Consider the following 23,860-nt stretch of genomic DNA (forward strand, 5'->3'; position numbering starts at 1 on the left):
TTCCGACACGGACCACTGTGCGGAACCCGACCTGAAGCCACGCTGAAGACCTGAAGGCGTCTTCAGGTGCGGTGCGGGAACCTGGTCCCCATGCGCCCTTCCGACCACCTCGACCGAGACGCCCCGCGTCGCCCCTCCCGGCTGCTGATCGTGGAGGACGAGCAGCGCCTCGCCCTCTCCCTGGCCAAGGGCCTGACGGCGGAGGGCTACGTCGTCGACGTCGTCCACGACGGCCTGGAGGGACTGCACCGGGCGAGCGGAACGGCGTACGACCTGATCGTGCTCGACATCATGCTGCCCGGCATGAACGGCTACCGGGTCTGCGCCGCCCTGCGCGCCGCGGGCGACGACGTGCCGATCCTGATGCTGACCGCCAAGGACGGCGAGTACGACGAGGCGGAGGGCCTCGACACGGGGGCGGACGACTACCTCACCAAGCCGTTCTCGTACGTCGTCCTGGTGGCCCGGGTCAGGGCGCTGCTCCGGCGCCGGCACTCCGGCGGCGGCGCGTCGCCCGTGCTGGAGGTCGGCGCGCTGCGGGTGGACACCGCGGCCCGCCGGGTGCACCGCGGCGAGGAGGAGGTCCCGCTCACCGGCAAGGAGTTCGCCGTCCTCGAACAGCTCGCCGTGCGCCCAGGCGCGGTCGTGTCCAAGGCGGAGATCCTTGAGCACGTCTGGGACTTCGCCTACGACGGCGACCCGAACATCGTGGAGGTGTACATCAGCACGCTGCGCCGCAAGCTGGGCGCCGGGCTGATCGGGACGGTGCGCGGCGCCGGATACCGGCTGGAGGCCCCGTGAGCCGTCGGCCGTTCGCCTCGGTGCGGGCGAGGACCACGCTCGGCGCCACCCTGGTGGTGGCGCTGGCCCTGGTCGCCGCGGGGATCGCCGTGCTGTTGTCGCTGCGCGGCAACCTCACCGGCCGGGCGGACGCGGAGGCCGACGCCGTCGGCCGTGAGATCGCCGCCCGGATCGCCGCGGGCACGCCCTACCCCGCCCTCGACCTCCCGGACGGGGACGACCACCCCGTCCAGGTCGTCGACGCGCGGGGCCGGGCGCTCGCGGTGAGCGAGGGACTGACGGCGATCAGCGGTACCGGCGCCTCCGACGTCCTTCCGGAGACGGGCGCCGGAGCCGCGCGGAACGACGAGGAGGACGACGATCCCGACGCCGGCGGTGCGGGCGTCGTCACGGGGCACGGCCAGGGGCGGGCGACGGTGGACGGCGAGAGCGCGGAGTACCGGTTCGCCGAGGTGGAGGTGACGGACCCCGAGGGCAGGACGGTCCTCGTCCACGCCGGCGCGCCGCTGGCGGCCCAGCGGGACGCGGTGCGCACCGCGTCCGTCGTCATGCTGGCCGGACTGCCCGTGCTGCTCGCCGTGGTCGGCGCGGTGACCTGGCTGGTGACGCGGCGGGCGCTGCGCCCGGTGGAGTCCATCCGTCGTGAGATGGCCGAGATCACCGCGTCGCAGGACCTCTCCCGGCGGGTGCCGGAGCCGGGCACGCACGACGAGGTCGCCCGGCTCGCCCGGACCACGAACGAGACGCTGGCCGCGCTGGAGACCTCGGTGGAGAGACAGCGGCGCTTCGTCGCGGACGCCTCGCACGAGCTGCGCAGCCCCATCGCCAGCCTGCGGACGCAGTTGGAGGTGGGCGTCGCGCATCCTGCGCTGCTCGACGTCCCCGGCGCCGTCGAGGACACCGTACGGCTCCAGCGGCTCGCCGCCGACCTGCTGCTGCTCGCACGGCTGGACGCGGGGGAGCGGCCGGGCCGGACGCGGGTGGACCTGGCGGAGCTGGTGCGCGCGGAGGTCGCGGGCCGTGCGGGAGAAGGCACCGACGTCCGCGTGGAGGCCGAGGGAGGCGTCGGGGCGGCGGGCTCCCGGGCCCAGCTGTCCCGGGTCGTGGCCAACCTCCTGGACAACGCCCGGCGTCACGCGCGGGAGCGCGTCACGGCCACCGTGCGGGCGGAGGGCCCGTGGGTCTTCCTGGAGGTCGCTGACGACGGCACGGGCGTGCCCGAGGCCGAGCGCGAGCGGGTCTTCGAGCGGTTCGTCCGGCTGGACGACGCCCGCACCCGCGACGAGGGCGGTGCGGGGCTGGGTCTCGCCATCGCCCGTGACGTGGCCCGCCGCCACGGCGGTGACCTCACCGTGACGGCGGCCGCGTCCGGGGGCGCGTGCTTCGTCCTCCGGCTCCCCCGGGCCGGGAGCCCGGAGCAGCCGGAGGCCTGGGGAGCGTCCGCCCCGAAGAGCGTCGAGGGCCCGGGCAAGCCTTAGGGCTTGCCCCGGCGGCCCCTGAGCTGGTCGGCGACCGGCTTCAGGGATTCGTGCAGGTCGGCGAGGGCCTCGGGGCTCAGCTGGTCGATGAAGTGCTTGCGCACCGAATCGACGTGGTGCGGCGCCACCTTGCTCATGGTGTCCATGCCGTGGTCCGTCAGGACCGCGTACAGACCGCGCCGGTCCGACTCGCAGTTCTCGCGTCGCACGAGCCCGGCGGTCTCCATCCGGGTGATCTGGTGGGAGAGCCGGCTCTTCGACTGCAGGGTCGCCGCCGCGAGGTCGCTCATCCGCAGGCGCCGGTCGGCCGACTCCGACAGGTTCACCAGGATCTCGTAGTCGTTCATGGTCAGGCCGAAGGGCTGGAGGTCCTTCTCCAGCTGGTACGTCAGCATTCTGTTGACGTCCAGGTAGGTGCGCCAGGCGCACTGCTCGGCGTCGGTGAGCCAATGGGTGGCCGTCTCGGTCTCCATATAAGGATTCTACCTAAGAAGTTGAATACTGGACGAAGTCGCGGAATGTGACGCCGGGCACCCGGGCCTCGGCATACGGGCGCAGACGTTCGAGGACGTCACACTCCGCAGACTACCGCTCACAGCCCGAAGCGACGCTGGAGGTCCCCCAGCTGTCCGGGAAGGCGCGGTGCCGACCCCGGCGAACCATGGCCGGAACCATGCGCCCCGGGGACGCCCGGCTGGTGGGGCGTCTCGCCCGCCGCGCGCTCCGGCATGAGCAGCTCCGTCGACTGGAGCAGGACCGTGCCCGCCCCCACGAACTCGAACTGGTGCTCCTCGCCCGACGTGCCGCCGAGCCCCGTCAGCGCCCGCACCCCGCCCATGACGCCCGTCATGTACCCGTGATCGTAGTGGTGGCACGGCGACGGGCAGTCCGCCCAGCCCACCAGGGCCTGCGGGTCCACCCGCAGCGGGGGCTCCATGAAGACCACCGGGCCGTTCGAGGCGGCCACGAACTTGCCCGTGCCGATCAGCGTCACGAAGCCCGGCACGATCGACTGCTTCAGGGCCAGCGTCGGCTGGTAGGCGAGGAGGTTGCCCGAACGGATCGTCAGGTTGCCCTCGTCCAGGTCGTACGAGTTGACGTCGAAGGCGCGGTCGGCGAGCAGCATCTTGCCGCTGCCCTCCGCCACCACCCAGTCGCTCGCGTGCAGCGGCGAGTGGAAGGACGACCGCACCAGGCGGTCGAGCCGGCCGTGGCCGATGCCGTTGAAGTCGATCCGCCCGTAGTAGGCGATCATCTTGCCCTTCTGCAGGAACCACTGGGAGCCCTTGAGCTCCACACAGAAGGTGTAGGCGTTGACGTTGTCGTCCGACGGCAGCGTCATCGGGTCATGGATCACGGGGGCGCTCACAGCTTCTCCTCCGACGCCTGGACGTACACCGCACCACTGCCGCTCAGCTCCAGCTGGAACGCCTCGCCCGAGCCGCGCCCCACCATGTCGCGCCAGCCCAGCGCCGTGGACAGCTTGTTCCGTACGTCGCCGTGGTGGGCGACGTACGCCTGCGGGTCCACGTGGACCGCGCGCCCGGGGCTGATCGGCAGCTGGATCACCCCGCCGTGCGCCATGACCGCGACGGCGCCGTGGCCCTTGAGGGTCGTCGTGAAGAGCCCCTGGCCGGTGACCTGGCCGCGGACCATGCCCATGACGCCGCCCTGGGAGCCCATGAACATCGTGCCCTGCTCCAGGGTGCCGTCGAAGGCGAGCAGCCGGTCGGCCTCGACGAACAGGGTGTCGCCGGTCAGCTGGATCACCTGGATGTGGTGACCGCCGTGCCCGAACATCACCGTGCCGTTGCCCTCGACCGTCATCAGGGGCGTCGCCTCGCCGGCCACCCGGCGGCCGATCATCGACATCACGCCGCCCTGGCCCCCGACCGTGTTCGGCGTGAAAGTGACGTCGCCGCGGTAGGCGAGCATCGCGCCGCGCTGGCTGAACATGCGCTGCCCCGGCACGACCGTGGCCTCGACCATCTTCGAGTTGATCTCACGGAACGGCATCAGACGTCACCCCCGACGGTGTTCCGCTCGCTGGGCTGGACGTAGACGAGACCGTCGCCCTCGAAGCGGATCTGGAACGCCTCACCGCCGCCTTCACCCAGGAACGTGCGGAAGGTCACACCGGACTGGAAGCTCTGCTGCAGGTTTCCCTGATGGGCGATGTACGCCCCGGGGTCGACGGAGAGCGGGTACTGCGGGGACACCCGCAGCACCACGGCCGGCCCGTCGGACATGATGGCGGCCTGGCCGCTGCCCTCGACGGTCGTCGTGAAGAGCCCGTTGCCGGTCGCGCCGCCGCGCAGCCCGGTGAAGGTGGTGCCGGTGCGCAGGCCCGTGTCCGTGCACAGCAGATTGCTGGCCTCGACCCAGAGCTTGTCGCCGTGCAGGGAGACGAGGTTGATCTCGGAAGCGCGGTCCGCGAACCAGCAGGTCCCCTGGCCCTTCACCTCCATCATCTCCATCTGTTCGCCGGTGAGGCGGCGGGTGACCATGCCCCGCAGGCCCTCGCCGCCGCCGGACATCTTCTTGAACGCCATCTGGCCGTCGTAGGCGACCATCGAGCCGTTCTTGGCCTTGACGGAGTCGCCGGTCATGTCGACGGCGAGCACTTTGCTGCCTTGGAGTCGGAACGTTGCCACGCAGTGACGGTACTGGGCCCCCGGATAAAGAGACAGCAAAGTCGGCGTGCACAATGGACGGGCCCTTGTGCATCCGTTCACAAGATCGAACGAAGGTGACCCCACCCGTGGACATCAAGACCGCCTCCTCCCTCCACCGGCTCCGGCTCGTCTCCGCGCCGGAGGCCGTGTCCTTCCTCCTGCTGCTGGTCTGCTCGGTGCTGAAGCGCACCACGGACTTCAACGCGGTGCCGGTGATGGGCGCGATCCACGGCATCCTCTTCGTCCTCTACGTCCTCTTCTGGCTGGACGCCTGGAACCGCACCCGGTGGAACATCAAGACGGCGGCGCTCTACTTCGTCCTCTCCGTGCTCCCCTTCGGCGGCTTCTTCGCCGAGCGCAAGCTCAAGCGCGAGGCCCAGGACGCGGTCATCGCCTCCCGCGCCCGCCGCGAGGGCGCGGTGAACGCGTGATCGTCGCCTTCTCCGTCACCCCGCTGGGCGTCGGCGACGAGGTCGGCGCGTACGTCGCCGACGCCGTCCGAATCGTCCGCGAGTCCGGCCTGCCGAACCGCACCGATGCCATGTTCACGTCCGTGGAGGGGGAGTGGGACGAGGTGATGGACGTCGTCAAGCGCGCCGTCGCCGCGGTGGAGGCGCGGGCGCCCCGGGTCTCGGTGGTCCTGAAGGCCGACATCCGCCCCGGTGTCACCGACGGTCTGACCTCCAAGATCGACACCGTGGAACGCCACCTGGCGGGCTGATCCGGCGCGCAAGAACGAGCCCCCGAACCTTTTCGGTCCGGGGGCTCACCCGTACGCCGCCGAGAACAACCCGCCCGGGCTATTCCGGTCGACATGGGGATGGTTGTCGCCTTTTGTGAGGGTATCGACTCGTTCGACGACAGCTGGAGGCACCGTGCGGCCGCAAGGCTACGACTACGACACCTACAGCCGACTCGCCGGTCCGCTCACGGAGCCGGATACGCCCGCCTACGCGGTGCAGTACCGGAGCCTGCTCGCGAAGGAACCGCACCGAATACGCGCCGTTCTCATGATGGGCCTCGCGCCCCTGCTCTCCGCGCTGCTGCTCGTCTACCTCGTCTGGCCCAGCCACTGGACCGTCCGTGAGGGCGCCGCCCGATGGCTCGTCACCTTCGACACCGTCATGCTCGTGTCGATCGGGCTGATCTGCTTCTTCATGCTGGTGAACGTCGCCTCCATCGCCCACGCCACGATGGTCGCGCGCGACCCCGTCCCTGTGTACCCCGAGAAGAGCACCCGGGTCGCCTTCCTCACCACGTACGTCCCGGGCAAGGAGCCCCTCCCCATGGTCCGCGCCACCCTGGAGGGGGCGGTGCGGCTGCGTCACTGCGGCCCGCTGGACGTCTGGCTCCTCGACGAGGGCGACGACGAACAGGCGAAGGTCCTCTGCCGGGAGCTGGGCGTCCGGCATTTCACCCGGTCCGGCGTCCCCGAGTGGAACAGCGGCGTCGGCCCGCACAAGGCCCGCACCAAGCACGGCAACTACAACTCCTGGCTCGCGATGCACGGCGACGCCTACGACTTCTTCGCCTCCGTCGACACCGACCACGTCCCCCTGCCGAACTTCCTGGAGCGGATGCTCGGCTACTTCCGCGACCCCGACGTCGCCTTCGTCGTCGGCCCCCAGGTCTACGGCAACTACACCTCCGCCGTCACCAAGGCCGCCGAGTCCCAGCAGTTCCTCTTCCACGCCCTGATCCAGCGGGCCGGAAACCGCTACCGCGCCCCCATGTTCGTCGGCACCAACAACGTCGTCCGGATCTCCGCCGTCAAGCAGGTCGGCGGCCTCTACGACTCGATCACCGAGGACATGGCCACCGGCTTCGAGCTCCACCGCACCAGGAACCCGCGCACCGGCCGCTACTGGTGCTCCGTCTACACCCCCGACGTCCTCGCCGTCGGCGAGGGGCCGGCCTCCTGGACCGACTTCTTCAGCCAGCAGCTGCGCTGGTCCCGGGGGACGTACGAGACGCTGATCAAGCAGTACTGGCGGGCGCCCTTCCGCACCCCGCCGGGCCGCTTCCTCAACTACACGCTGATGCTCTTCTACTACCCGATGACGGCCGTCAACTGGTTCCTCGGCATCCTCAGCTGCGTCCTGTTCCTCTGGCTCGGCGCGTCCGGCACCGAGGTCTCCTCGTCCGTCTGGCTGATGATCTACAGCGACGCCGTGGCCCTCCAGATCGGCCTCTACCTCTGGAACCGGCGGCACAACGTCTCGCCGCACGAGCCCGAGGGCTCCGGCGGCCTCGCCGGGATGGCGATGTCCGCGCTCTCCGCCCCGATCTACCTCATGTCGCTCTGCTCGGCGATCCTGCGCACCCAGGGCCGCTTCGTCGTCACGCCCAAGGGCGGCGAGGCCAGCCCCGACCGGGTCCTCACCTTCCGGATCCATCTCTACTGGGCCGCGGTCCTGGTCGCCTCGCTCGCGGCGTCGGTCCACCTCGGCCACACCCACGCGGCCATGCGCACCTGGGCCGTCCTCGCCCTGGCCGTCTCCCTCGCCCCCGTCGCCATCTGGAGCTGGACGACCCTGCGGGACCGGCGCGCCCGAGCCGAGGCCAGGAGGACCATGGCCGTCCACCCGGCCGCCGAACCCGAGCAGGTCGCCCTGGTGGCGAAGGTGTCCGCGCCGGCCACCACCGCCACCGGAACCGCCACGCCCGCCGCCGCCCCCGCCCCCACGAGCACCGGAGGGAGCTGAGTCATGGCCCACCGGCCGTCGAGGAACCTGAAGAAGACCCTTCTCGGCAGTGGCGCCGTCGTGGTCCTCGCGGCGCTCAACGCCCCGGCCGCCGTCTCCTTCGTCGAGGAGAAGTACCACGCCTACAAGATCGCCCAGCCCGAGTACCGGCGGAAGTACGGCTCCTGGGCGAGGGTCGACGTCCCCGACGCGTACCGCATCAACGCCATCCACGCCGCACTGCTGCACACCGGCAAGGTGCTGCTGATCGCCGGCTCGGGCAACGACCAGGAGAAGTTCGACTCCGGCACCTTCGAGACCATCCTCTGGGACCCGGTGCGGAACACCTTCAAGAAGATCCCGACCCCCGAGGACTTCTTCTGCGCTGGCCACACCCAGCTCCCCGACGGCCGCCTCCTCGTCGCCGGGGGCACCGCCCGCTACGAGATCCTCGACGGCGAGGTCAAGAAGGCCGGCGGCGGGATGCGGGTCAAGAACGAGAGCCCCGACAGGGCGGTCACCCTCAAGAAGGGCACCGTGTTCCGCTCGCCCTCGGGCGTCGAGTACGTCTCCACGACCGACGTGACGATCCCCAAGGCCAAGCGCGAGCAACAGATCTCGTACTTCGAGAGCGGCCAGATGAAGCCCTGGAAGACGAAGGTCACCGCCGCGGAGGTGCGGGTCTTCGTCGAGGCGAAGGAGGAGGGCGCGCAGGCGCTCACCACCGAGGCCGCGCAGTACGAGATCGTCGGCCTCAAGGGCGCCGACGCGGGGAACGTCTACGGCCTCGCCCAGCGTCTCACCACCGAGAAGCAGGACTTCCAGGGCATCAAGGCGGCGTACGAGTTCGACCCGAAGGCCGAGAAGTACATCCCGGTCGCCCCGATGAAGGACGCCCGCTGGTACCCCACGCTCGTCACCCTGGAGGACGGCAAGGTGCTCGCCGTCTCGGGCCTCAACGACGTGGGCGACGTCGTCCCCGGCGACAACGAGATCTACGACCCGAAGACGAAGAAGTGGTCCCAGGGGCCCTTCCGCTACTTCCCGACCTACCCGTCCCTCTTCCTCACCCAGGGCGGCAAGCTCCTCTACACCGGGTCCAACGCCGGCTACGGCCCCGCGGAGAAGGGCCGCGCCCCGGGGCTGTGGGACCTGGACAGCAACTCCTTCACCACGATCGGCGGGCTGACCGACCCCGACCAGCTGGAGACCTCCGCCTCCCTGATCCTGCCGCCCGTCCAGGACCAGAAGATCATGGTCCTCGGCGGCGGCGGGGTCGGCGAGTCGCCGAAGTCCACCGCCCGTACCTCGATCATCGACCTCTCGCGGAAGAGCCCGGTCTTCCGGGACGGGCCCGCGCTGCCGCAGGGCACCCGCTATCTCAGCAGCGTGCTCCTGCCCGACGACACCGTCTTCACCACCGGCGGCTCGAAGGAGTACCGCGGCCGCAGCGGCAGCGACATCCTCCGGGCCCAGTTCTACGACCCGACGGCCAACGCCTTCAGCGCCGCCGCCGATCCCACGGTCGGCCGCAACTACCACTCCGAGGCGCTGCTGCTGCCCGACGGACGGGTCGTCACCTTCGGCTCCGACCCCCTCTTCGACGACAAGGACAACACCAAGCTCGGCACGTTCGAGCAGGAGATCGAGGTCTTCACCCCGCCCTACCTGCACAAGGGGGGCGCCGACCGTCCCGTCCTGGGCGCCGGACCCCGGGAGATCGACCGCGGCGGGCGCGCCACCTTCCGTACCGAGGACGCGGCCCGCATCACCCGGGCGCGGCTGATGCGGCCCAGCGCCGTCACCCACACCACGGACGTCGAACAGCGCTCGGTGGCGCTCGGCCTGACGAAGACGAAGGACGCGGTGACGGTGGAGGTGCCGCGGGACAGCACGCTGGTGCCGCCCGGCTGGTACATGCTCTTCGTGACGGACGGAGACGGGACGCCGTCGGAGGCGACCTGGGTCCACATCGGCGGCGAGGACGCGCCCGCCGGGGAACGCGGCGGCGATGCCGACGACGGGGCCGGCGCGCGGGAGTGAGCGCGGGGGCCGATCCGCGGAAGTGAGCCCGGGGACGCCGGGGCCGACGTCCGCCCGCGCCCTCGGGCCGACGACCGCCCTCCGCCTCGGCCCCGCGCGCGCCGGCCCTACGCCTTGGCCCGGCGCGCCAGGCCGAGCGCGTAGTCGGGCCACCAGACCCCGGCGGCCGGGCCGCCCCGGCAGGTGCCGTCCGACTCACCGGGGCGCTTGATCCACAGATAGGCGTCGACCAGGTCGTCACCCGTCCTGTCGGTCGGCGGCAGCCCGAGCGCCCGGCCCGGCGGGTTGCACCAGGCCTCCTCCCCGTCACCCGGGAGGGGCCCGTCGCCGTTGCGGCTGGTGTCCACGGTGAAGTGGGCGCCGCCCAGCATTCCGGACAGCCGGGCGCCGAAGCCCCTCACGGTCTCGTTGGTCTGGAAGTTGGCGACGTTGAGCGAGAAGCCGTCGGCCTTGGCGAGGCCGGCCCGGCGCAGGGGCTCGACCAGCTTGCCCGGGTCGTGGATCCAGGCCGGGTTGCCCGCGTCCAGGTACACCCGGGTGTTCGGCTGCCGCTTGAGCCGGTCGACCGCCTCCGACAGCAGCCGGTAGCGCTCGCCGTGGTACTGCGCCGGCGTGCACCCGTCCACGATGTGCGGCACCGCGTCCGGCTCCAGGACGACGACGGCGGACGCGTCACCGAGGGCGGAGGCGAAGGAGTCGACCCAGGCGCGGTAGGCGTTCCCGTCGTGCGCCCCGCCCGCCGAGTACATCCCGCAGTCCCGATGCGGGATGTTGTACGCCACGAAGACCGCCGTCCGCCGGTCGGCGACGGCGCCCCGCACCGCCTTGGTGACGTCCGGCACCGGATCGTCGCCGGCCGGCCACTCCGCGACCGGGCGCTCCGCGATCCGCTTGAGCAGCGCGGCGTCCTCCGCCCGCCCCTGTGCCTCGTACTGCCGGACCTGATGGGCCGCGTCGCTGTCGGGATCGACCCAGAACGGCGAGCCGGCGGTCGGGGCGGCGGACTCCCCGCGAGCCGAGGGCGGACCGGCCGGCGTCCCGGGCGGCTCCTGGCCGGCGCATCCGGCGAGGAGCGCGCCGCAGGCGAGGGCGAGCGCGGCGGAGAGGGTGCGGCGGGACATCCAGCCCCCAGGGTCGGGTCGGGACAGATCGGGTCATCGTGACATACCGGCCAGTCCGGCCCGGGCTGCGACACCGTACCGGCATCCGAAGCGCGCGGACCGAAGTGCGAGACGGGGCTGACCAGCATGTGACCAGTGGGTAAGGTCGACGCGTGCCGAAGCCGCTCAGTCTCCCGTTCGACCCCATCGCCCGCGCCGACGAACTCTGGCAGCACCGCTGGGGGCCGGTCCCCTCGATGGCCGCGATCACCTCGATCATGCGGGCCCACCAGATCCTCCTCGCCGAGGTCGACGCCGTGGTCAAGCCGTACGGACTGACCTTCGCGCGGTACGAGGCGCTGGTGCTGCTCACCTTCTCCAAGGCCGGCGAGCTGCCGATGTCCAAGATCGGCGAGCGGCTGATGGTGCACCCCACCTCCGTGACGAACACGGTCGACCGGCTGGTGCTGTCCGGTCTCGTGGCGAAGCGGCCCAACCCCAACGACGGCCGTGGCACCCTCGCCTCCATCACCGAGAAGGGGCGCGAAGTGGTCGAGTCGGCCACCAAGGACCTGATGGAGATGGACTTCGGGCTCGGGGTGTACGACGCCGAGGAGTGCGGCGAGATCTTCGCGATGCTGCGGCCCCTGCGGGTCGCGGCGCACGACTTCGACGAGGCGTAGCGGGGGAGGCGCCGGGGCGGGGGCCCGGGCGAAGATCGCCCGGAACGTGCCGTTACGCTCGACGGCATGAAATCCAGCGTGCTGACCCGTTACCGCGTGATGGCGTACATCACCGCCGTCATGCTGCTCGTGCTGTGCACCTGCATGGTCTTCAAGTACGGGTTCGACATGGGCGAGGACGTGACCTTCGCGGTCTCCCAGACCCACGGTGTCCTCTACATCATCTACCTGATCTTCGCCTTCGACCTGGGCTCCAAGGCGAAGTGGCCGTTCGGCAAGCTGCTGTGGGTGCTGCTGTCCGGGACGATCCCCTTCGCCGCGTTCTTCGTCGAGCGCAAGGTCGTCCGCGAGACGCTTCCGCTGGTCAGCGGCGCGCAGCCGGCCCCGGCCAAGGTCTGACACGGACCCCCGCACGGATGTGCGGGGGTTTCCCATCGACATTTACTAGGACGTCCTAGTAAATTCGAAGCATGGACGCTGACGCGATCGAGGAAGGCCGCCGCCGCTGGCAGGCCCGCTACGACAAGGCCCGCAAGCGCGACGCCGACTTCACCACGCTCTCCGGGGACCCGGTCGAGCCCGTCTACGGGCCCCGGCCCGGCGACGCCTACGAGGGGTTCGAGCGGATCGGCTGGCCCGGTGAGTACCCCTTCACCCGCGGCCTGCACCCCACCGGGTACCGCGGCCGCACCTGGACCATCCGCCAGTTCGCCGGCTTCGGCAACGCCGAGCAGACCAACGAGCGCTACAAGATGATCCTGGCCGCCGGCGGCGGCGGGCTCTCGGTCGCCTTCGACATGCCGACGCTCATGGGCCGCGACTCCGACGACCCGCGCTCGCTCGGCGAGGTCGGCCACTGCGGCGTCGCCATCGACTCCGCCGCCGACATGGAGGTCCTCTTCAAGGACATCCCGCTCGGCGACGTCACCACCTCCATGACCATCTCCGGGCCCGCCGTGCCCGTCTTCTGCATGTACCTGGTCGCCGCCGAGCGCCAGGGCGTCGACCCGGGCGTGCTCAACGGCACGCTCCAGACCGACATCTTCAAGGAGTACATCGCCCAGAAGGAGTGGCTCTTCCAGCCCGAGCCGCACCTGCGCCTGATCGGCGACCTGATGGAGCACTGCGCGCAGGGCATCCCCGCGTACAAGCCGCTCTCCGTCTCCGGCTACCACATCCGCGAGGCCGGGGCGACGGCCGCGCAGGAGCTCGCGTACACCCTCGCCGACGGCTTCGGCTACGTCGAGCTGGGACTGAGCCGCGGCCTCGACGTCGACGTCTTCGCCCCCGGCCTCTCCTTCTTCTTCGACGCGCACCTCGACTTCTTCGAGGAGATCGCCAAGTTCCGCGCCGCCCGCCGGATCTGGGCGCGCTGGATGAAGGAGGTCTACGGCGCGAAGACCGACAAGGCGCAGTGGCTCCGCTTCCACACCCAGACCGCCGGCGTCTCCCTCACCGCCCAGCAGCCGTACAACAACGTCGTACGGACCGCCGTGGAGGCCCTGTCCGCGGTCCTCGGCGGCACCAACTCGCTGCACACCAACGCCCTCGACGAGACCCTCGCGCTCCCCAGCGAGCAGGCCGCCGAGATCGCGCTGCGCACCCAGCAGGTCCTCATGGAGGAGACCGGCGTCGCCAACGTCGCCGACCCCCTGGGCGGCTCCTGGTACGTCGAGCAGCTCACCGACCGGATCGAGGCCGACGCCGAGAAGATCTTCGACCAGATCAGGGAGCGCGGCCGGCGGGCCCACCCGGACGGGCAGCACCCGATCGGGCCGATGACCTCCGGCATCCTGCGCGGCATCGAGGACGGCTGGTTCACCGGCGAGATCGCCGAGTCCGCCTTCCAGTACCAGCAGTCCCTGGAGAAGGGCGACAAGAGGGTCGTCGGCGTCAACGTCCACCACGGCTCGGTCACCGGCGACCTGGAGATCCTGCGGGTCAGCCACGAGGTCGAGTGGGAGCAGGTCCGGGTCCTCGGCGAGCGCAAGGGCCGCCGTGACGACGCCCGCGTCCGCGCCTCGCTGGACGCGATGCTGGCGGCGGCCCGGGACGGCTCGAACATGATCGGTCCGATGCTCGACGCGGTACGGGCCGAGGCCACGCTCGGCGAGATCTGCGACGTGCTCCGCGAGGAGTGGGGCGTCTACACCGAGCCGCCCGGCTTCTAGGGCGAAACGTCCAGGACGAAGGGGGGCACCGGCCGGCCGGTGCCCCCCTTCGCCGTACCCGGGGGCTTCGGCCGGGGCCGCCCGGTCAGCCCGTGGTCGCCGCCGCGCCGAGGCCGCCGATCAGGAGGGCGGACAGGCGCCGCACCCACTCCGCGTCCACCGGTTCCGCGCTCACCAGGGACCGGTGCACCACCGCCCCGGCGATCACGTCGAAGATCAGGTCGTCGGTGGCGTCCATCGCCTCGGGGTCCCGGTCGGCGGGGAGCTCGCCCCGGTCCTGGGCGCGCTGGCGGCCCTCCAGGACCAGACGCTTCTGCCGGTCCACGATCGAGGCGCGGATGCGCGCGCGCAGCGGCTCGTCGCGGGTGGACTCGGCGACCACCGCCATCAGGGCCGTCTTCGTCTCCGGCCGCTCCAGGAGCGCCGCGAACTGGAGCACCACGTTCTCGATGTCGGCCTGCAGGCTGCCGAGGTCGGGGAGTTCGAGTTCGTCGAAGAGGACGGCGACGGCGTCGACGACGAGTTCGTTCTTGTTGGCCCAGCGGCGGTAGAGCGTGGTCTTGGCGACCCCCGCCCGCGTCGCGACGTCCCCCATCGTGAGCTTGGACCAGCCCAGCTCCACCAGGGCGGCGCGCGTCGCCTCGAGGATCGCCGTGTCGGCCTCGGGGGAGCGGGGGCGACCGGGACGTCCCGCGACGCGGGGTCGGGAGCTGGTGCGGCTACACATGGGGACCGACCATACCCGCCGGTAGGTCTTGCGCCAGAGGGTGGCGATGTGAGCGAGTTCACCGAGGCCGTCTTCCCCCGGCCGCCGTCGGACAGTTACGCTACGACCTGTAGCGAAAGGCTCTGAGCGGCCCCAGCGACAACCACTGCACCGGGTGGGGACCCGGTGCGATCCACACGAGGGACCGTGTCGTCCACACGTCTCGCACACCGGCGGGAGGCCTGCGGACGGCACGGTTCAGCCATGGCTTACCGGTTACGTGCGCGGAAGGGGGAGGATGTACCCATGCAGCCCCGAAACATGTCCATGAGCGGCGTCGTCGACCTCGCCGCGGTGAAGGCGGCCGGAGAGGCCAAGGCCAAGGCGGAGCAGGCGCGCGCCGAGGCCGCCCGGCAGGGTGGCCCGTCGGCCGTCGCCCCCTCCGCCCTGGTGATCGATGTCGACGAGGCAGGCTTCGAACGCGATGTCCTGCAGCGCTCCGCCGAGGTTCCGGTCGTCATCGACTTCTGGGCCGAGTGGTGCGAGCCGTGCAAGCAGCTCGGCCCCCTCCTCGAGCGGCTGGCCGTCGAGTACAACGGCCGCTTCCTCCTCGCGAAGGTGGACGTCGACGCCAACCAGATGCTGATGCAGCAGTTCGGCATCCAGGGAATTCCGGCCGTTTTCGCGGTGGTCGCCGGGCAGGCGCTGCCGCTCTTCCAGGGTGCGGCCCCCGAGGCCCAGATCCGCCAGACCCTCGACCAGCTGATCCAGGTCGGTGAGGAGCGTTTCGGTCTCACCGGCATCGCCGTGGACCCGGAGGCCGGCGAGGCCCCCGTGGCCCCGGTCCCGGCCGGTCCGTACGACGCCCTCCTCGAAGCGGCGATGTCCGCGCTGGACGCGGGCGACCTGGGCGGCGCGGTCCAGGCGTACAAGAACGTGCTGAGTGACGATCCGGCCAACCCGGAGGCCAAGCTGGGTCTCGCCCAGGCGGAGCTGCTGGCCCGGGTGCAGGACATGGACCCGCAGCAGGTGCGGAAGAACGCGGCCGACAACCCGGCCGACGTGCCCGCGCAGATCGCCGCCGCCGACCTGGATCTGGTCGGCGGTCACGTCGAGGACGCCTTCAGCCGGCTGGTGGACGCCGTGCGGCGTACGGCCGGCGAGGAGCGGGACGCGGCGCGGCTGCGGCTGCTGGAACTGTTCGAGGTGATCGGCCCGGACGACCCGCGGGTGACCGCCGGCCGGCAGTCCCTCGCACGCGTGCTGTTCTGACCGTTTTCGCACCCGAGGACACCGCCGATTCGGCGACACAGTGACATAACGCGGCCGCGCTTTACCAAAACTTGGTAAACGCGGCCGCTGTTACTTGCAGTAAATCGAACCCGTGGATCTGTCCGGGTTTCAACCTCATCCTCCCGATGTACGGAGCACGTCAACCGCACCCAGCGTGCCCGGTCGACATCGCCCTGTCGTGGCCCGGTTATCAGGCCGTTACTAGTGAGTAACGAGCCCCCTTGTGCCCCGGCCCGTAATGGACCACGATCGGCGACGCTCGGTCCGATACCGCACCAGCCCGGCAACCACCCGGGTCCGCGGTGAGGGTCCCCACCGGGCGGGCCGGCGGCAGTGGCGCCGGTCCTGGACAGGGGGGTTCCTGCCCTCACCGGCAGGGCCTGTCCAGTGCGGTTGCGCGCAAGGCGTGGCCAGTGGTTGTCGCTCGGGGGTGATCGCCGGTGATTCGGACGCGCATCGTGCCCGACGCCCGGCGCCTGCCTTCCCGAGGACGTAGCACTTCTCCCATCCCAGGACGGGCCCCGGCCCCTCCGGAGATGTACGTCCGAGAAGGAGGAATTCTCATGAAGTCCCAGGTTCGTGGCGGGACCAGATGGAAGCGGTTCGCCGTCGTCATGGTGCCGAGTGTGGCCGCGACGGCCGCCATCGGTGTCGGCCTGGCCCAGGGCGCGCTGGCCGCGTCCTTCAGCATCTCCGGCCAGGAGTTCAAGGTTAAGGCCGACAGTCTTGTCGGTAAGGACTTCGTCCAGTACGGCAGCGTGGCGTCCGGCAAGGACCTGCACGGCAAGCCGTTCGCGGCCCCGGTCGCCGTCTCGGGCTTCTCCGAGGCCTGGATCACCAACATGTGCCAGTCCGTCGTGACTCCGGACGTGCCGTTCATCGGCAACGTCTCCCTGGAGCTGCGCGCCGGCACGGAGGCCCAGAAGCCGGTCTACGCGAAGGGCATCTACCTCGATGTCTCCTCGCTGAAGGCCGACGCCGAGTTCGGCAACATCGACATCGGCGTCGCGGCGGGCCAGCTCCCGAAGCAGAAGGGCAAGCCGGGTATCCAGCCGGACACCCAGGCGAACCCGTACGGCTTCTCGCAGCGCGCCGAGGACGCGACGCTGACGGGCGTGGAGCAGACGGCGTGGGCCACCACCGCCGCCACCTTCAAGCTTCCCGACCTGAAGCTGAAGCTGCACAAGGGCACCAAGGAGTGCTTCTAGGAGTAGCCCTCCTCGACGGACGGGGCCGTTCCGTGCGGCCCCGTCCGTTCCGGGGGACTCGCTCTCCCTTTCACCACTCTTCTCAGCAACACCGCTTCCAGGGAGCTGTTTTCCATGAGCGCCGAGTCCACTGGTTCCCGCGGATTCCACTACTGGCGGCTGCGTTTCCGCGCCTGGCGGGGCAACCGCCCGTTCTGGGGCGGCCTGTTCACCATGATCGGCGGTGTTCCGATCGCGTATCTGCCCTACGGCGACATGCGGCTCGGCAACATGACGCTGGCCATGGCGACCACGGCCGGCGCCGGAGCACTGATCATCGGCGTTCTGCTCATCACGCTCGGCCTGACGATGTGGTTCCAGCCCGTCGTCCGGGTGTTCGCGGGCGTCGCGGCGATCGTCCTGGGGCTCGTCTCCATCCCGGTCTCGAACTTCGGCGGCCTCGTCGTCGGGTTCATGTGCTCGCTCATCGGCGGCGGACTCTCCGTCTCCTGGGCGCCGGGCGTACCGGTGGAGCAGTCCACCGGGCAGACCGACGGCGTAGCCGTCCCGCACGAGCACGAGTACGACGGTCCGCCGCTGGGCCCCGAGGGGTACGAGGGCCACCACGCCCTCGGAGCCGTCACGGTCCCGGAGCAGCGCGCCGGTCAGGAGCCGGACCCGCTGCCGGGCCCCGGTGCGCAGGCGACCGAATCGACGATCGACGTCAACGGCGGGAGGAACAGTGCGGGGTGACGAAACACAGTCGGCGCAGTCGGCGACGGCTGCGGGCGACGCCACTCTGGCAAGAAAGGGTCCGCGGCACGCGGCCCCGCGCAAGTCGCTGCTGAACAAGATCCAGGGGCCCGCGGGCAAGGCGATGGCCCTGGCGGCCATGCCGACGGCGGTCCTCATGGGCATGGGCATGGCTCCCAAGCTGGCCCTCGCCGACGAGCAGGACATCCCCTTCGCCCCCGGTCCGTGCGTGACCCGCTCGGACGAGCCGGTGGACGAGGAGTCGACGAAGCCGACCGAGAAGCCCACGCCCAGCGCGAGCGCCGACCGGACGCCGGAACCCGAGCCGGAGCCCACCCAGGAGCAGGAGACGCCCGCGCCGGACGTCACGCCCTCGGCGGACGAGACGGCGAAGGCGGGAGCCGCGCAGACCACCGCCCCCCAGCAGTCGGCGACCCCGGCGCCCACGCCCACCCCGACGAAGAGCGTCAACCCGCTCGACCCGCTGGGCGTCGGCGAAAAGATCAAGGACTTCTTCGACGGGCCCGACGCCACGCCGTCCGTCACCCCGTCGCCGACGGCCACCACCCCGGCCGAGAAGCCGACGACCGCTCCGACCACGGCTCCCACGACCGCTCCGACGGCGGGCACGTCCTCCGGGCCCGAGGCTCCGGTCGACAGGACCAAGGACGCGATCAAGGAGGCCGCCGACAAGGCGGGCGCCGAGGTCAAGGAGCTGCCCGAGGACGCCAAGGGCCTCGACGCCAAGAAGGACGAGGACATACCCGACGGCGCCAAGCCGCGCTTCCCGTGCCCGGAGCCCGACCCCGAGGCGCTGGCGGCGGCGGAGCTGGAGCCCGGCATCCCGCTGCTGCCGGACGAGCCCTGGAAGCTGAACAGCACCATGCTCACGCTCAAGGGCCTCAAGTACCACGGCATCGTCGAGGTGAAGACCGGCAGCGGCAAGATCAAGAAGGTGCTGAAGTTCACCGCGAGCGACGGTGTCGACATCAAGGACCTGCACCAGCGCACGGTGCACTCCGAGGGTCACACCGGCCATGTCCGCTCGGACAAGGGCTCGACGTCGACCATCCGCAACGGCACGGTGACCATGTACACGGAGCAGCTGAAGGGCAACCTCTTCGGCCTGATCCCGATCACCTTCAACCCGCAGAGCCCGCCGCCCCTCGACGTGCCCTTCGCGTTCTTCACCGGCGTGGAGGTCATCCAGGCCGGCCAGTTCGGCGGCACCCTCAAGGTGCCCGGCCTGCGCAACACGATCGAGCCGAGCTGACCGCACGGGCGACCCTTCCGGGATTCCGCGCACACGACGAGGGCCCCCGTCCGAACCGGACGGGGGCCCTCGTCGTGTGCGCGGGGCGGGGCGCCGCGCGTCAGTCGCGCTGCTGGCCGCCCAGGTGGTGCACCCGGACCATGTTCGTGGTGCCGGGGACGCCGGGGGGCGAGCCGGCGGTGATGACCATGGTGTCGCCGTCGTTGTAGCGCTGGAGCTTCAGCAGCTCCGCGTCGACGAGGTCGACCATCGCGTCCGTGTTGTCCACGTGCGGGACGACGAAGGACTCGACACCCCAGCTCAGGGTGAGCTGGTTGCGGGTGCTCTCGTCCGTGGTGAAGGCCAGGATCGGCTGGGCCACGCGGTAGCGGCACAGCCGGCGGGCGGTGTCGCCGGACTGGGTGAAGGCGATGAGCGCCTTGCCGCCCAGGAAGTCCGCGATCTCGCAGGCCGCGCGGGCCACCGAGCCGCCCTGGGTGCGGGGCTTCTTGCCCGGCACGAGGGGCTGGAGGCCCTTGGAGAGCAGCTCCTCCTCGGCCGCGACGACGATCTTCGACATCGTCTTCACGGTCTCGATCGGGTAGGCGCCCACGGAGGACTCCGCCGACAGCATGACCGCGTCCGCGCCGTCCAGGATCGCGTTGGCCACGTCGGAGGCCTCCGCGCGGGTGGGACGCGAGTTGGTGATCATCGACTCCATCATCTGGGTGGCGACGATGACCGGCTTGGCGTTGCGGCGACACAGCTCCACGAGGCGCTTCTGCACCATCGGGACCTTCTCCAGCGGGTACTCCACGGCGAGGTCGCCACGGGCCACCATGACCGCGTCGAAGGCGGCGACGACGCCCTCCATGTTGTCGACGGCCTGCGGCTTCTCGACCTTGGCGATGACGGGGACCCGGCGGCCCTCCTCGTCCATCACCTTGTGGACGTCCTTGACGTCGTCGGCGTTGCGGACGAAGGACAGGGCGACCATGTCGCAGCCCATGCGGAGCGCGAAGCGGAGGTCCTCGACGTCCTTCTCGGACAGGGCCGGGACGTTGACCGCCGCACCGGGCAGGTTGATGCCCTTGTGGTCGGAGATGACACCGCCCTCGACGACGATCGTCTTGACCCGCGGCCCCTCGACCTCGACGACCCGCAGTTCGACGTTGCCGTCGTTGATCAGGATCTGGTCGCCCTTGGACACGTCGCCCGGCAGACCCTTGTACGTGGTGCCGCAGATGGACTTGTCACCCGGGACGTCCTCGGTGGTGATGGTGAACTCGTCACCGCGCACCAGCTCGACGGGACCCTCCGCGAAGGTCTCCAACCGGATCTTGGGGCCCTGGAGGTCGGCGAGCACACCCACGGCGCGGCCGGTGTCCGCCACCGCCCTGCGGAGGCGGTCGTACCGCTCCTGGTGCTCGGCCTGGGTTCCGTGGCTCATGTTGAATCGGGCCACGTTCATGCCGGCCTCGATGAGAGCCTTCAGCTGCTCATACGAGTCGACGGCGGGGCCCAGCGTGCAGACGATTTTGGAACGGCGCATGAGGCGGATCCTATCGGTTTGTTTCACTGCGGAATATTCCGGCTGGCGGAAAGTACAAATGGGCGGGGCCCCGCTCAGGCGTTCACTTCTCCGTGCACCAGTGCGTAGCTCTGCCGGGCGATCTCCAGCTCCTCGTCGGTCGGCACCACGGCGACCGCGACCCGCGCGTACTCCGGCGAGATCAGCCGCGCCTCGTCGGAGCGGACGGCGTTCAGGCCGGCGTCCACCGCCAGGCCCAGCTCCTCCAGGCCGGCGATGGCAGCTTCCCGCACGGGAGCCGCGTTCTCGCCGACACCCGCCGTGAACGCCACCGCGTCCACCCGCCCGAGTACCGCGTAATACGCCCCGATGTACTTCTTCAGCCGGTGGATGTAGATGTCGAAGGCCAGCTTCGCCCGCTCGTCGCCCTCGTCCACCCGGCGGCGGATCTCCCGCATGTCGTTGTCGCCGCACAGGCCGACGAGGCCGCTCCGCTTGTTGAGCAGCGTGTCCACGTCGTCGTCGGACATGCCCGCCACCCGCTTGAGATGGAAGGTGACCGCCGGGTCGACGTCGCCCGAGCGGGTGCCCATGACCAGGCCCTCCAGCGGGGTGAGGCCCATCGAGGTGTCCACGCACCGGCCGCCCCGGACGGCGGAGGCCGAGGCTCCGTTGCCCAGGTGGAGCACGATCACGTTCACCTCCTCCGGCGCTCTGCCGAGCAGCCGGGCCGTCTCGCGGGACACGTAGGCGTGCGAGGTGCCGTGGAAGCCGTAGCGGCGGATGCGGTGCGCGTCGGCGGTCTCCACGTCGATCGCGTACCGGGCCGCGTACTCCGGCATCGTCGTGTGGAAGGCGGTGTCGAAGACGGCCACCTGCGGCAGGTCGGGCCGCAGCCCCATGGCCGTGCGGATGCCCGTGAGGTTGGCGGGATTGTGCAGCGGTGCCACGGGGACCAGCCGCTCGATCTCCGCGAGCACCTCGTCGGTGATCACGGTCGGCGCGCTGAACCGCAGTCCGCCGTGCACCACGCGGTGGCCGATCGCGGCGAGCTCCGGGGAGTCCAGGCCCAGACCGTCCGCCGTCAGCTCCTCGGCCACCGCCTTCAGCGCGGCCCCGTGGTCGGCGATCGGGCCGCTCCTCTCGCGCCGCACGCCCCCACCGCCCTGGAGTGGGGTGTGGACCAGCCGCGAGGTCTCCTCCCCGATCCGCTCCACCAGGCCGACCGCGAGCCGGCTGCCGTCCCGCATCTCCAGGAGCTGGTACTTCACCGACGAGGAGCCGGAGTTGAGGACGAGGACGCGCGTGGCGTGAGGGGCCGAGCCGGGCTCGTCGGGCAGGGCGGAGGCGGCGGCCGGGGCCGGGCGGGCGGTCATGCGGGGAGCTCCTGAACCTGGGACTGGATCGCCGTGATGGCGACCGTGTTGACGATGTCGCTGACGAGCGCGCCGCGCGAGAGGTCGTTCACGGGCTTGCGCAGACCCTGGAGGACCGGTCCGACGGCCACCGCGCCGGCCGAGCGCTGCACGGCCTTGTAGGTGTTGTTGCCGGTGTTGAGGTCCGGGAAGATCAGCACGGTCGCCTGCCCCGCCACCTCCGACTCCGGCAGCTTGGTCGCGGCGACCGACGGCTCGACCGCGGCGTCGTACTGGATCGGGCCCTCGATGCGCAGCCCCGGATGGGTCTGGCGCACCAGCTTCGTCGCCTCGCGCACCTTGTCCACGTCGGCGCCGGAGCCCGAGGTGCCGGTGGAGTACGAGAGCATCGCGATCCGCGGGTCGACGCCGAAGCGGGCCGCGGTCGCCGCCGACTGCACGGCGATGTCGGCGAGCTGCTCGGCGTCGGGGTCGGGGTTGACCGCGCAGTCGCCGTACACCAGCACCTTGTCGGCCAGGCACATGAAGAAGACGGAGGAGACGATCGAGGCGTCCGGCTTGGTCTTGATGATCTCGAAGGCCGGGCGGATGGTCGCCGCCGTGGAGTGGACCGAGCCGGAGACCATGCCGTCGGCCAGGCCCTCCTGGACCATGAGCGTGCCGAAGTAGTTCACGTCCGCCACCACGTCGTACGCGAGTTCCACCGTCACGCCCTTGTGGGCGCGCAGCTCGGCGTACTTCGCGGCGAAGGAGTCCCGCAGCTCGGAGGTGTGCGGGTCGATCAGCTGCGTGGACGGCGAGGAGAGGTCGATGCCGAGGTCAGCGGCCTTCTTGCGGATCACTTCGACGTCGCCGAGCAGCGTCAGGTCGCAGACGTCCCGGCGCAGGAGTACGTCGGCGGCGCGCAGCACCCGCTCCTCGGTGCCCTCGGGCAGCACCACCCGGCGGCGGTCGGCGCGGGCCTGTTCGAGCAGGTCGTGCTCGAACATCATCGGGGTGACCCGGCCGCTGCGGGCCACCGAGATCCGCTTCAGCAGATCGGCCGTGTCCACGTGCCGCTCGAAGAGCCCGAGCGCGGTCTCCGCCTTGCGCGGGGTCGCCGCGTTCAACTTCCCTTCCAGGCCGAAGAGTTCGGCGGCGGTGGGAAAGCTGGTGCCGGGCACCGAGATGACCGGGGTGCCGGGCGCGAGCCGGGCGGCCAGGGTCAGGATCGCCTCGCTGGGCCGCTCGTCGAGGGTGAGCAGCACCCCGGCGATGGGCGGCGTGCCCGCCGAGTGGGCGGCGAGCGCGCCCACGACGAGATCGGCGCGGTCCCCGGGCGTCACCACCAGGCACCCCGGCGTCAGCGCGTCGAGGAAGTTCGGCAGCATCGCGCCGCCGAAGACGAAGTCGAGGGCGTCCCGGGCCAGGCCCGCGTCGTCGCCGAGCACCACCGAGGCGCCGAGCGCGTGGGTGATCTGGGAGACGGTCGGCGCGGCGAGGGCCGGCTCGTCGGGCAGGACGTAGCAGGGCACGGGCAGCCGGGCCGACAGCCGCTCGGCGATGGCGGCCCGGTCGTCCGCGGTCACCCGGTTGACGATCATCGCGAGGACGTCGCAGCCCAGCACGTCGTAGGCCCGGAAGGCGTTGCGCGCCTCGGCCCGCACGGACTCGGAGGTCTGCCCCTTGCCGCCCACCACCGGTATCACCGAGGCGCCGAACTCGTTGGCCAGGCGCGCGTTGAGCGCCAGCTCGTCGGGGAGCTGCGTGCCGGCGTAGTCGGTGCCGAGGACGAGCACGACCTCGTACTCCCGCGCGACCCGGTGGAAGCGGTCGACGAGGAGGGAGACCAGCTCGTCCGTGCCCCGCTCCGCCTGGAGCGCGGCCGCCTCGTGGTAGTCCATGCCGTAGACCGTCGCCGCGTCCTGGGAGAGCCGGTAGCGCACCCGCAGGAGGTCGAACAGACGGTCGGGCCCGTCGTGTACCAGGGGCCGGAACACCCCCACCCGGTCCACCTGGCGGGTCAGGAGCTCCATGACTCCCAGCTCGACGACCTGCCGGCCGTCCCCGCGGTCGATCCCGGTCACGTACACGCTCCGCGTCACGCCGTGGTCTCCTGTCCAGTCCGTCAACCGAGTGCGTCGCACA

The 23,860-nt window shown here is 71.0% G+C and carries 22 protein-coding genes; 13 read left to right on the forward strand and 9 right to left on the reverse strand.

Translation table 11 applies throughout. The annotated features are described in order from the left end of the window. Window positions 1–90 precede the first annotated feature (90 nt). Both ACZ68P_RS05795 and ACZ68P_RS05800 read left to right on the forward strand, forming a co-directional pair. Window positions 91–801: a response regulator transcription factor gene (locus ACZ68P_RS05795; protein ID WP_471003123.1), complete on the forward strand. Its 711-nt coding sequence runs from the start codon at window positions 91–93 to the stop codon at window positions 799–801. Further along, window positions 798–2,279, forward strand: coding sequence for a sensor histidine kinase (locus ACZ68P_RS05800; protein ID WP_471003126.1), 1,482 nt, complete (start codon window positions 798–800; stop codon window positions 2,277–2,279). The genes ACZ68P_RS05795 and ACZ68P_RS05800 overlap by 4 nt, the downstream gene beginning before the upstream one ends. On the opposite strand, the gene ACZ68P_RS05805 is transcribed toward ACZ68P_RS05800, so the two are convergent. The 4 genes from ACZ68P_RS05805 to ACZ68P_RS05820 form a co-directional block, all read right to left on the reverse strand. After that, complete coding sequence (locus ACZ68P_RS05805) at window positions 2,276–2,752, reverse strand: MarR family winged helix-turn-helix transcriptional regulator (protein ID WP_471003129.1); 477 nt, start codon at window positions 2,750–2,752, stop codon at window positions 2,276–2,278. The genes ACZ68P_RS05800 and ACZ68P_RS05805 overlap by 4 nt on opposite strands. A 119-nt stretch (window positions 2,753–2,871) precedes the next feature. Further along, on the reverse strand, window positions 2,872–3,648 hold the full coding sequence (locus tag ACZ68P_RS05810) for an AIM24 family protein (RefSeq protein WP_471003132.1): 777 nt from the start codon (window positions 3,646–3,648) through the stop codon (window positions 2,872–2,874). Further along, window positions 3,645–4,295, reverse strand: coding sequence for an AIM24 family protein (locus ACZ68P_RS05815; protein WP_471003135.1), 651 nt, complete (start codon window positions 4,293–4,295; stop codon window positions 3,645–3,647). The genes ACZ68P_RS05810 and ACZ68P_RS05815 overlap by 4 nt, the downstream gene beginning before the upstream one ends. Next, complete coding sequence (locus ACZ68P_RS05820) at window positions 4,295–4,933, reverse strand: AIM24 family protein (protein WP_471003138.1); 639 nt, start codon at window positions 4,931–4,933, stop codon at window positions 4,295–4,297. The genes ACZ68P_RS05815 and ACZ68P_RS05820 overlap by 1 nt, the downstream gene beginning before the upstream one ends. A 107-nt stretch (window positions 4,934–5,040) precedes the next feature. Here ACZ68P_RS05820 and ACZ68P_RS05825 point away from each other — a divergent pair, with 107 nt between their 5' ends. The 4 genes from ACZ68P_RS05825 (at window position 5,041) to glxA (ending at window position 9,681) form a co-directional block, all read left to right on the forward strand. Next, window positions 5,041–5,385: a DUF3817 domain-containing protein gene (locus ACZ68P_RS05825; RefSeq protein WP_471003141.1), complete on the forward strand. Its 345-nt coding sequence runs from the start codon at window positions 5,041–5,043 to the stop codon at window positions 5,383–5,385. Further along, the gene (locus ACZ68P_RS05830; RefSeq protein ID WP_471003144.1) at window positions 5,382–5,675 is read left to right on the forward strand and encodes an MTH1187 family thiamine-binding protein; all 294 of its coding nucleotides are present in this window, start codon (window positions 5,382–5,384) and stop codon (window positions 5,673–5,675) included. The genes ACZ68P_RS05825 and ACZ68P_RS05830 overlap by 4 nt, the downstream gene beginning before the upstream one ends. Before the next feature lie 154 nt (window positions 5,676–5,829). Continuing rightward, entirely contained in the window at window positions 5,830–7,659 is a 1,830-nt protein-coding gene (locus tag ACZ68P_RS05835) for a glycosyltransferase family 2 protein (RefSeq protein WP_471003147.1), read from the forward strand. A gap of 3 nt (window positions 7,660–7,662) precedes the next feature. Continuing rightward, window positions 7,663–9,681 (forward strand): radical copper oxidase GlxA, encoded by a 2,019-nt coding sequence (gene glxA / locus ACZ68P_RS05840; protein WP_471003150.1) that lies wholly within the window; start codon window positions 7,663–7,665, stop codon window positions 9,679–9,681. A 107-nt stretch (window positions 9,682–9,788) separates the two neighbouring features. Here the strand turns inward: glxA and ACZ68P_RS05845 are convergent, their stop codons facing one another. Next, a complete protein-coding gene (locus tag ACZ68P_RS05845) occupies window positions 9,789–10,802 on the reverse strand; it encodes a glycoside hydrolase family 6 protein (RefSeq protein WP_471003153.1) in 1,014 nt (337 codons plus the stop codon). A gap of 152 nt (window positions 10,803–10,954) precedes the next feature. Between ACZ68P_RS05845 and ACZ68P_RS05850 the strand changes: the two genes are divergently transcribed. The 3 genes from ACZ68P_RS05850 (at window position 10,955) to ACZ68P_RS05860 (ending at window position 13,635) form a co-directional block, all read left to right on the forward strand. Further along, window positions 10,955–11,464 (forward strand): MarR family winged helix-turn-helix transcriptional regulator, encoded by a 510-nt coding sequence (locus ACZ68P_RS05850; protein WP_365716813.1) that lies wholly within the window; start codon window positions 10,955–10,957, stop codon window positions 11,462–11,464. Between the two features lie 66 nt (window positions 11,465–11,530). Further along, entirely contained in the window at window positions 11,531–11,863 is a 333-nt protein-coding gene (locus ACZ68P_RS05855; protein ID WP_365716811.1) for a DUF3817 domain-containing protein, read from the forward strand. Window positions 11,864–11,934: 71 nt separating this feature from the next. Next, window positions 11,935–13,635 carry an acyl-CoA mutase large subunit family protein gene (locus ACZ68P_RS05860; RefSeq protein WP_365716809.1) on the forward strand — a complete coding sequence of 567 codons (1,701 nt, stop codon included), beginning with the start codon at window positions 11,935–11,937 and terminating at the stop codon, window positions 13,633–13,635. An 85-nt stretch (window positions 13,636–13,720) separates the two neighbouring features. Here ACZ68P_RS05860 and ACZ68P_RS05865 read toward each other — a convergent pair whose 3' ends face one another. Next, the gene (locus ACZ68P_RS05865; protein WP_471003157.1) at window positions 13,721–14,362 is read right to left on the reverse strand and encodes a TetR/AcrR family transcriptional regulator; all 642 of its coding nucleotides are present in this window, start codon (window positions 14,360–14,362) and stop codon (window positions 13,721–13,723) included. 285 nt (window positions 14,363–14,647) lie between these two features. Here ACZ68P_RS05865 and ACZ68P_RS05870 point away from each other — a divergent pair, with 285 nt between their 5' ends. The 4 genes from ACZ68P_RS05870 to ACZ68P_RS05885 all read left to right on the forward strand — a co-directional run bounded on the left by ACZ68P_RS05870 (window position 14,648) and on the right by ACZ68P_RS05885 (window position 18,847). Next, window positions 14,648–15,613, forward strand: a complete 966-nt coding sequence (locus ACZ68P_RS05870; protein ID WP_471003160.1) for a tetratricopeptide repeat protein — start codon at window positions 14,648–14,650, stop codon at window positions 15,611–15,613. A 584-nt stretch (window positions 15,614–16,197) separates the two neighbouring features. Beyond that, window positions 16,198–16,842, forward strand: a complete 645-nt coding sequence (locus ACZ68P_RS05875) for a DUF6230 family protein (protein ID WP_365716803.1) — start codon at window positions 16,198–16,200, stop codon at window positions 16,840–16,842. A gap of 114 nt (window positions 16,843–16,956) precedes the next feature. Further along, entirely contained in the window at window positions 16,957–17,574 is a 618-nt protein-coding gene (locus tag ACZ68P_RS05880) for a DUF6114 domain-containing protein (protein WP_471003163.1), read from the forward strand. Beyond that, a complete protein-coding gene (locus ACZ68P_RS05885) occupies window positions 17,564–18,847 on the forward strand; it encodes a hypothetical protein (RefSeq protein ID WP_471003167.1) in 1,284 nt (427 codons plus the stop codon). Before ACZ68P_RS05880 ends, ACZ68P_RS05885 begins: the two co-directional genes overlap by 11 nt. A 100-nt stretch (window positions 18,848–18,947) precedes the next feature. Here the strand turns inward: ACZ68P_RS05885 and pyk are convergent, their stop codons facing one another. The 3 genes from pyk to pta form a co-directional block, all read right to left on the reverse strand. Further along, window positions 18,948–20,378: a pyruvate kinase gene (pyk, locus tag ACZ68P_RS05890; protein WP_471003170.1), complete on the reverse strand. Its 1,431-nt coding sequence runs from the start codon at window positions 20,376–20,378 to the stop codon at window positions 18,948–18,950. A 74-nt stretch (window positions 20,379–20,452) separates the two neighbouring features. After that, window positions 20,453–21,733: an acetate kinase gene (locus ACZ68P_RS05895; protein WP_471003173.1), complete on the reverse strand. Its 1,281-nt coding sequence runs from the start codon at window positions 21,731–21,733 to the stop codon at window positions 20,453–20,455. Next, window positions 21,730–23,817 (reverse strand): phosphate acetyltransferase, encoded by a 2,088-nt coding sequence (gene pta / locus ACZ68P_RS05900; RefSeq protein ID WP_471003175.1) that lies wholly within the window; start codon window positions 23,815–23,817, stop codon window positions 21,730–21,732. Before pta ends, ACZ68P_RS05895 begins: the two co-directional genes overlap by 4 nt. Window positions 23,818–23,860 lie beyond the last annotated feature (43 nt).

The organism is Streptomyces sp. NPDC036822, from assembly GCF_055609145.1.

Excerpts from the sequence above, each read along its gene's own strand:
- ACZ68P_RS05795 (WP_471003123.1), top strand. The coding sequence starts at position 91 with ATGCGCCCTTCCGACCACCTCGACCGAGACGCCCCGCGTCGCCCCTCC.
- ACZ68P_RS05805 (WP_471003129.1), bottom strand. The coding sequence starts at position 2,752 with ATGGAGACCGAGACGGCCACCCATTGGCTCACCGACGCCGAGCAGTGC.
- ACZ68P_RS05815 (WP_471003135.1), bottom strand. The coding sequence starts at position 4,295 with ATGCCGTTCCGTGAGATCAACTCGAAGATGGTCGAGGCCACGGTCGTG.
- glxA (WP_471003150.1), top strand. The coding sequence starts at position 7,663 with ATGGCCCACCGGCCGTCGAGGAACCTGAAGAAGACCCTTCTCGGCAGT.
- ACZ68P_RS05845 (WP_471003153.1), bottom strand. The coding sequence starts at position 10,802 with ATGTCCCGCCGCACCCTCTCCGCCGCGCTCGCCCTCGCCTGCGGCGCG.
- ACZ68P_RS05855 (WP_365716811.1), top strand. The coding sequence starts at position 11,531 with ATGAAATCCAGCGTGCTGACCCGTTACCGCGTGATGGCGTACATCACC.
- ACZ68P_RS05860 (WP_365716809.1), top strand. The coding sequence starts at position 11,935 with ATGGACGCTGACGCGATCGAGGAAGGCCGCCGCCGCTGGCAGGCCCGC.
- ACZ68P_RS05865 (WP_471003157.1), bottom strand. The coding sequence starts at position 14,362 with ATGTGTAGCCGCACCAGCTCCCGACCCCGCGTCGCGGGACGTCCCGGT.
- ACZ68P_RS05870 (WP_471003160.1), top strand. The coding sequence starts at position 14,648 with ATGCAGCCCCGAAACATGTCCATGAGCGGCGTCGTCGACCTCGCCGCG.
- ACZ68P_RS05875 (WP_365716803.1), top strand. The coding sequence starts at position 16,198 with ATGAAGTCCCAGGTTCGTGGCGGGACCAGATGGAAGCGGTTCGCCGTC.
- ACZ68P_RS05880 (WP_471003163.1), top strand. The coding sequence starts at position 16,957 with ATGAGCGCCGAGTCCACTGGTTCCCGCGGATTCCACTACTGGCGGCTG.
- pyk (WP_471003170.1), bottom strand. The coding sequence starts at position 20,378 with ATGCGCCGTTCCAAAATCGTCTGCACGCTGGGCCCCGCCGTCGACTCG.
- ACZ68P_RS05895 (WP_471003173.1), bottom strand. The coding sequence starts at position 21,733 with ATGACCGCCCGCCCGGCCCCGGCCGCCGCCTCCGCCCTGCCCGACGAG.